The sequence below is a fragment of the Streptomyces sp. NPDC059499 genome, from assembly GCF_042749285.1.
Classification (GTDB): Bacteria; Actinomycetota; Actinomycetes; order Streptomycetales; family Streptomycetaceae; genus Streptomyces.
This window is the reverse complement of sequence record NZ_JBHYTT010000031.1, coordinates 1-8006: the sequence shown is the minus strand read 5'-3', so window position 1 is coordinate 8006 and position 8006 is coordinate 1. Positions and strand designations below refer to the sequence as shown.

Sequence of the window (8006 nt, the reverse complement as noted above, 5' to 3'; positions counted from 1 at the left end):
CCGGCCCTTCCCGATCCGACCACGACACACAGCGACAGCGAGGCCCTGATGTCCGACGAGCTGAAACTGCGGGACTATCTCAAGCGGGTCACGGCCGATCTGCACAGCACCAAGCAGCGGCTCCGGAACGTCGAGTCGGCGGAGCGCGAGCCGATCGCGATCGTGGGTATGTCCTGCCGGCTGCCGGGCGGTGTGGTTTCCCCGGAGGGGCTGTGGGATCTGGTCACGGCCGGCGGTGACGGGGTGACGGACTTCCCGGACGACCGCGGCTGGGACGTGACCTGGGGCGGGGTCTCCGGGACGGGTGGTTTCGTCGCCGGTGCGGGAGACTTCGACGCGGGGCTCTTCGGGATCAGCCCGCGTGAGGCGCTGGCCATGGACCCGCAGCAGCGGCTGCTGCTGGAAGGCGTCTGGGAGGCCTTCGAGTCCGCAGGACTGGACCCGATGTCGCTCCGTGGTTCGTCGACCGGCGTGTACGCGGGTCAGATGTATCACGACTACGCGTCGAGCATGAGTGTGGTGCCGGAGGGTGTGGGGGCCTTCCTGGGCACCGGCAACGCCGGAAGCGTGCTGTCGGGTCGGGTGGCCTACACCTTCGGGCTCGAGGGTCCGGCGGTGACGCTGGACACGGCGTGTTCGTCTTCGCTGGTCGCCCTGCACCTGGCCGCCCAGGCGCTCCGGTCGCGTGAGTGTGATCTGGCGGTGGCCGGCGGCGTGACGGTGCTGTCCACACCCAGCGTCTTCGTCGACTTCGCGCAGCAGGGCGGGCTGGCGTCGGACGGCCGGTGCAAGTCCTTCGCCGCCGCGGCGGACGGCACCGGCTGGGCAGAGGGCGCGGCCGTACTTGTCGTGGAACGGCTCTCCGACGCACGGCGCAACGGACATCACATCCTCGCCGTGGTGCGGGGTACCGCGGTGAACCAGGACGGCGCGAGCAACGGTCTGACCGCGCCGAACGGCCCCTCCCAGCAGCGGGTGATCGAGCAGGCGCTGGCCAACGCCCGGCTGACGAGCGCGGACGTCGACGTGGTGGAGGCGCACGGCACCGGCACCCGGCTCGGCGACCCGATCGAGGCGCAGGCTCTGCTCGCCACCTACGGTCAGGACCGTGGTGAGGGTGACGAGCCGCTGTGGCTCGGCTCCGTCAAGTCGAACATCGGACACACCCAGGCCGCCGCCGGCGCGGCAGGCGTGATCAAAATGGTCATGGCCCTGCGACACGGACTGATGCCGGCAACACTCCACGTCGACGCCCCCTCCCCCCAGGTGGACTGGTCGGCGGGCGCGGTGGAACTGCTCACCCAGGCACGCCCCTGGCCCGAAGCGGACCGCCCGCGCCGCGCCGCCGTGTCCTCGTTCGGCATCAGCGGCACCAACGCGCACGTCATCCTGGAGCAGGCGCCCGATGGCGTCGAGGACGCGGAACCGGTTCGCGTAGTACGGCCGGGAACGGTGCCGTGGCTGGTCTCGGCGAAGACCGCGGCCGGGCTCCCGGAACAGGTCCGCGTCCTGCGCACGTTCACCGCCGAACGTCCCGGCCTCGACCCGGTGGATGTGGGCTGGTCGACCGCGACGACACGGGCCGCGTTGGAGCACCGCGCGGTGCTCACGGGCCCCGGCGCCGAGCAGACGGCGTCCGGTGTCGTCAGCGCAGGCCGGCTGGCGATGCTGTTCACCGGCCAGGGTTCGCAGCGCGCCGGTATGGGGCTGGAACTGTACGCCGCGTTCCCGGTGTTCGCGGGAGCGTTCGACGCGGTGTGCGCCCGGCTCGACGTCCGGCTGGAGCGCCCGCTGCGCGAGGTCCTGACCGACGGTGTCGGTCTCGATCAGACGATGTGGGCGCAGGCGGGCCTGTTCGCGCTCGAGGTCGCGCTGTTCCGGCTTGCCGAGTCCTGGGGTGTGGTCCCGGACGTCCTGCTGGGCCACTCGCTGGGCGAGATCACCGCCGCGCACGTGGCCGGCATCCTGTCCCTGGACGACGCCTGTGTGCTGGTCGCGGAGCGCGGCCGGCTGATGCAGACGCTGCCCGAGGGCGGAGGCATGCTCGCCGTCCAGGCCACCGAAGCCGACGTCGCCGACTCCGGCCTGGAGGTCGCGGCCGTCAACGGCCCCCACTCCGTGGTGCTCGCCGGTGACGTGGCTGCGATCGAGCAGTACGCGTCCCAATGCGCGGCTCGTGGCCTGCGGTTCAATGTTCTGTCGGTGTCGCACGCGTTCCACTCCGCCCTGATGGAACCGATGCTGGACGAGTTCGCCGGGGTGCTGGCCGGGCTGACGTACCACCCGGCACGGATCCCGGTGGTCTCCAACCTGACCGGCAAAGTGGCGGAACCCGGGCTGATGCAGCGTCCGGAGTACTGGCTGGAGCAGGTGCGGCGGACCGTGCGGTTCGGCGACGGTGTCGCGGCACTCGAAGCCATGGGCGTGACGCGGTGTCTGGAGCTGGGCCCGGACGGTGTCCTGTCCGCACTGGCGCGCGAGACCGCCGCGGAGGCCGTGCTCGTACCGATGCTGCGTAAGGACCGGGACGAGACCACCTGCGCGATCGGCGCCGTCGGACGGCTGTGGACGGTCGGCGTCGAGGTCGACTGGGCCGGGGTGTTCGCGGGCTGGGGCGCGCGCGTCGTCGCCCTGCCCGCATACGCGTTCCAGCGGGACCGGTACTGGCCCGAGCCCGGGGCCGGGCCGGCCGGCGCCGATGCCGCGGACTCGGCGTTCTGGGACGCAGTCGAGCGAGGGGACCTGCGGGAACTGGCGGGCCTTGAGGCCGCGTTGCCGGCGCTGACGTCGTGGCGGCGGCAGCGGCGTGAGCAAGCAGCCGTGGACTCGTGGCGCTATCGGATCGCGTGGAAGCCGCTCGCCGGGTCGGCCCCGGCCTCGCTTGCGGGCACCTGGGTGGTGTGCGGGCGCCCGGACGAGGATGTCGTCGAGGCCCTGGGTGTCGCGGGCGCGACGGTGGTCAATGCGCCGGCCGACGAGGCCGCCTCCCTACCGGATGTCGCCGGAGTTGTACTGATCGCCGACGGCTGGACGGACGTCCTGGTCTCGGTGCAGGCGTTGCGTGACGTCGCCGCGCCGCTGTGGGTGCTGACCCGGGGCGCGGTCTCCGTCAACGCGTCGGACCGGTTGGCGGACCCTTCGCAGGCGACGGTGTGGGGAATGGGCCGCGTCGCCGCCCTGGAACTTCCGCACCGGTGGGGCGGTCTGGTCGACCTGCCCGCCGAGTGGAGCGCCCGGACGGGCGCCCTGCTCGCGGGCGTCCTGGCAGACGGCTCCGAGGACCAGGTCGCGGTGCGTGGGCAGGTCGTCCACGGACGCCGGCTGGTGCGCGCCACTCCGGCATCCCGGAGCGCTCCCGACTGGCGCCCCGGCGGCACGGTCCTGATCACCGGCGGGACCGGCGCGCTGGGCGTGGTGGTGGCGCGCTGGCTGGCGGGGCGGGGCGCCCCGCATCTGGTGCTGACCAGCCGCCGCGGCGTGGCGCCGGAAGGCCTGGTGGATGAGCTGGCCGCGCTCGGCACCCGTGTCAGCGTCGTCGCGTGTGATGTCGCCGACCGGGACGCCCTCGCAGCGGCCATCGCCGGCGTTCCCGAGCAGTGGCCCCTCTGCGGTGTCATCCACGCGGCCGGGATCGATGATCCCGAGGCGCTGGAGCGGACCGGGCAGGAGGCGATGGCCCGGGTGATGCGCAGCAAGGTCGAGGGAACGGTCCTGCTCGACGCGCTCACCCGGGACCTGCCGCTCGACCGGTTCGTGGTGTTCTCGTCGATCGCAGCGACCTGGGGCGGCGGCGGTCAGGGCGCCTACGCGTCCGGCAACGCGTTCCTGGACGCGTGGGCGCAGGGCCGCCGTGAACGGGGGCTGCCGGCCACGTCGATCGCCTGGGGGCCGTGGGCCGAGGCGGGCATGGCCGCCCAGGGCGATGCCGAACAGTTGCTGCGCCGACAGGGCCTGTCACCGATGAGTCCTGACCTGGCCGTACGCGCGTTGGCGCAGGCGATCGACCAGGAGCACACCTGCGTGACCGTCGCGGATGTGGACTGGCCCAGGTTCGCCGCGGCGTTCACGCTCGTGCGGCCGAGTCCGCTGCTGTCCGACCTCCCGGAGGCTGCCGAGGCGACAACCGCCGGCACCGTCCGCGGGAACGGCTCGGGCTCCGGCTCCGAACTCCGGGACCTGCTCGCCGGCTTCCCCGTCGGCGAGCACCAGCGGATCCTCCTGGACATGGTCCGGACCGCGGTCGCGACCGTTCTGCAGTACCCCGACCAGCAGGCGGTCGACCCCGGACGGGCTTTCAAGGACCTGGGGTTCACCTCGCTCACCGCCGTGGAGCTGCGCGACCTCCTCGTCGCACGGACCGGGCTGCGGCTCCCCGCCACCCTTGTGTTCGACTACCCGATGCCGCTTGCGCTGGTGCAGTACCTCATCGGGCAGGTGCTCGGCGAGGCCGACCACTCCCCCACGACGACGACGTCCACGCACGTCGATCCCCAGGAGCCGCTCGCGATCGTGGGCATGGCCTGCCGGTACCCCGGCGGCGTGACGTCCCCGGAGGAGCTGTGGCGGCTGGTCGCCGACGGGGCGGACGGCATCTCGCCGTTCCCCCTCGACCGCGGCTGGCCGACGGCCGTGCCCAGCGGCATCGTCGAACTGGGCGGGTTCATGCCCGGCGTGGCCGACTTCGACCCCGCATTGTTCGGGATCTCGCCGCGTGAGGCACTGGCGATGGATCCGCAGCAGCGTCTGCTGCTGGAGGCGGCCTGGGAGACGTTCGAGTCGGCGGGCATGAATCCGCGGTCGCTCCGCGGCCGGAACGTGGGCGTGTTCGCCGGTGCGGCCTCGTCCGGATACGGGGCGGCGGGTATACCGGGTGCCGAAGGACACCTGATCACGGGTACCGCGGGCAGCGTCATCTCCGGCCGTCTCTCCTACACGTTCGGGCTGGAAGGCCCGGCGGTGACGGTGGACACGGCGTGTTCCTCGTCATTGGTGGCGCTGCACCTGGCGGCGCAGGCGCTGCACACCGGTGAGTGCGACATGGCGTTGGCCGGTGGTGTGACGGTGATGGCCACGCCGGGCGCGTTCATCGAGTTCGACCGGCAGGACGGGCTCGCGGGCGACGGCCGGTGCAAGGCATTTGCCGCGGCGGCCGACGGAACGGGGTGGTCCGAGGGCGTCGGCCTGGTGATGCTGGAGCGGCTCTCCGACGCCGAGCGCAACGGACATCAAGTGCTCGCGGTGGTGCGCGGCAGTGCCATCAACCAGGACGGCGCGTCGAATGGTCTGACGGCGCCGAACGGTCCCTCGCAGCAGCGGGTGATCCGGCAGGCGTTGGCGAATGCCCGGTTGACCGGCGCGGACGTCGATGCCGTGGAGGCGCACGGCACCGGAACCCGTCTCGGGGATCCGATCGAGGCGCAGGCGTTGCTGGCGACGTACGGCCAGGACCGCGACGAGGCCGGTCCGTTGTGGCTGGGTTCGGTCAAGTCGAACATCGGGCACACCCAGTCCGCGGCGGGTGTCGCGGGTGTGATCAAGATGGTGATGGCGTTGCGGCACGGTGTGCTGCCGGCGACGTTGCATGTGGACGAGCCGTCGCCGGAGGTCGACTGGTCGGCGGGTGCGGTGGAGCTGCTGACGGAGTCCCGTCCGTGGCCTGAGGCCGACCGGCCGCGGCGAGCGGCGGTGTCCTCGTTCGGAATGTCCGGCACGAACGCGCACGTGATCCTGGAGCAGGCGCCGGCCGGAACTCCCGCCCAGGCTCCGACAGCTCCCGCTTCGGGTGTGTCGGCGTGGGTGCTGTCGGCGAAGTCCGAGGGGGCTTTGCGGGCGCAGGTGGAGCGGCTCGGGGCTCATGTTGCGGGCGATGCTGGGCTGGATCCGGTGGACGTGGGCTGGTCCCTGGCCACGACACGGGCGGCACTGGAGCACCGTGCGGTGGTCGTCGGCGACAGCCGGGAGGAGCTCCTGGCCGCCCTGCCCACAGCCGTGGGGTCTGTTGCGGGCTCCGGTGGTGTGGTGTTCGTGTTCCCGGGCCAGGGCTCGCAGTGGGTCGGCATGGCAAGGGAGCTGTGGGACACCTCACCGGTGTTCCGTGAGCGGCTGATGGAGTGCGAAACGGCGCTGGCGCCGTTCGTGGACTGGTCGCTGACCGATGTCGTTCTGCAGGACGGTGATCTGGACCGGGTGGATGTGATCCAGCCGGTGCTGTGGGCGGTGATGGTCGCCCTGGCCGAGGTGTGGCGGTCGGCCGGTGTGGTGCCGTCCGCCGTGGTGGGTCATTCACAGGGCGAGATCGCCGCTGCGTGTGTGGCGGGCTGGCTGTCGTTGGATGACGCGGCCCGCGTGGTGGCGTTGCGGTCGAAGGCACTGGTCGCTGTGGCCGGTGGCGGGGGCATGGTGTCCGTGGCGGCCGGGCGGGATGCGGTCGAGGAGCTGACGTCGGACCGGGTGTCGGTGGCTGCGGTGAACGGCCCGTCCTCCACCGTCGTCTCCGGCGACGACGAAGCCCTCGACGCGTTCATGGCCGAGTGCGAACAGCAGGGCATCCGCACACGCCGGATTCCGGTGGACTACGCGTCGCACTCGCCGCGGATGGACCAGCTCCAGGAGCGGATCCTGACAGACCTGGCCGGACTGTCCCCGGCTGTCGGCGCAATTCCCATGATCTCCACCCTGACGGGAGGCCCCGTCAGCGGTGATACGGCCGCTCGGTACTGGTTCGACAACCTCCGCACCACGGTCGAGTTCGAGACCGCGGTCCGGGTCCTCCTCGATCAGGGCATGCGCACGTTCATCGAGGTCAGCGCGCACCCCGTACTCACGGTAGGTGTCGAAGAGACGGTCGACGCGGCTGGTGTCGAGGCCGTGGTGCTGGGCACGCTGAGGCGTGGTGAGGGCGGGATGCGGCGTGTCCTGGCCTCCCTCGGCGAGGCATGGACAGCTGGCGTCGACGTGGACTGGTCTGCGGTGCTCACCGGCCGCCAAGTCCCGCTTCCTACTTATGCGTTCCAGCATGAGCGGTACTGGCTGGATGCGCCGTCGTTGCCGGTTGCGGGTGCTGCTGGTGGGGTGGATCCGGTCGAGTCCCGGTTCTGGGACGCGGTGGAGCGCGGTGATCTCGACGAGCTCGCGGGCACGCTGCAGTTGTCGGAAGCCCCGCAGTTGTTGGGTTCGGTGGTTCCGGCGTTGGCGTCGTGGCGCCGGGAGCGACTGCAGCGGTCCGTCATCGACACCTGGCGCTACCGGGTGAGGTGGAGGCCTCTGGAGACTGCGCCTGTCGAACCTCTTCTGGGCACCTGGCTGGTCTTGGACGGTGCGGACGGGGCTGTGGCCGGGGTGTTGGCCGGTGCTGGTGCCGCCGTGGTGGGCGTGCCGGTGGGCGTGGTGTCGGACCGTGTGCTTCTGGCCGAGGCGATTGCCGAGGCTGGGGATGTGCGTGGTGTGGTGCTGGTTGCCGAGTCCTGTTCGCAGGGCCTGGCTGCCGGTGGTGGTGTGGTCGCGGATGAACTCACCAATCTGACGGTGTTGTTGCAGGCGTTGGGTGATGCCGGGGTCGACGCGCCGTTGTGGGTGGTGACGCGGGGTGCGGTCGCTGTGGGTGCCTCGGACCGGGTGGTTGATCCGGTGCAGGCTGCGGTGTGGGGGCTGGGCCGGGTCGCGGCCCTGGAGTTCCCGCAGCGCTGGGGCGGCATGATCGACCTCCCGGCAGAACTCGACGCACGAGCGTCCGGCCGACTTGCCGCAGTCCTCACCGACGCTGCCGACAATGGCGAGGACCAAGTCGCTGTCCGCGGCTCCGGGGTCTACGGACGCAGGCTGGCACGTGCGGTTCCGGCAACTGTCGCGGGCGAGGGATGGCAGCCCTCGGGGACGGTCCTGGTCACGGGCGGTACGGGTGCGCTGGGTGTCGAGGTGGCGCGCTGGCTGGCCGGCCGGGGCGTGCCACATCTGATCCTGACCAGCCGTGGGGGCGTCGCTCCGGAGGGTCTGGTCGAAGAACTGTC

Annotated in this window: 1 protein-coding gene; it reads left to right on the top strand. The window is 71.7% G+C overall.

Annotated elements, in window-relative coordinates; genetic code table 11:
* Positions 1-48: 48 nt before the first annotated feature.
* On the top strand, positions 49-8006 hold a 7958-nt coding region (locus tag ACFW9O_RS36440), incomplete at its 3' end, for a type I polyketide synthase (RefSeq protein ID WP_384615444.1).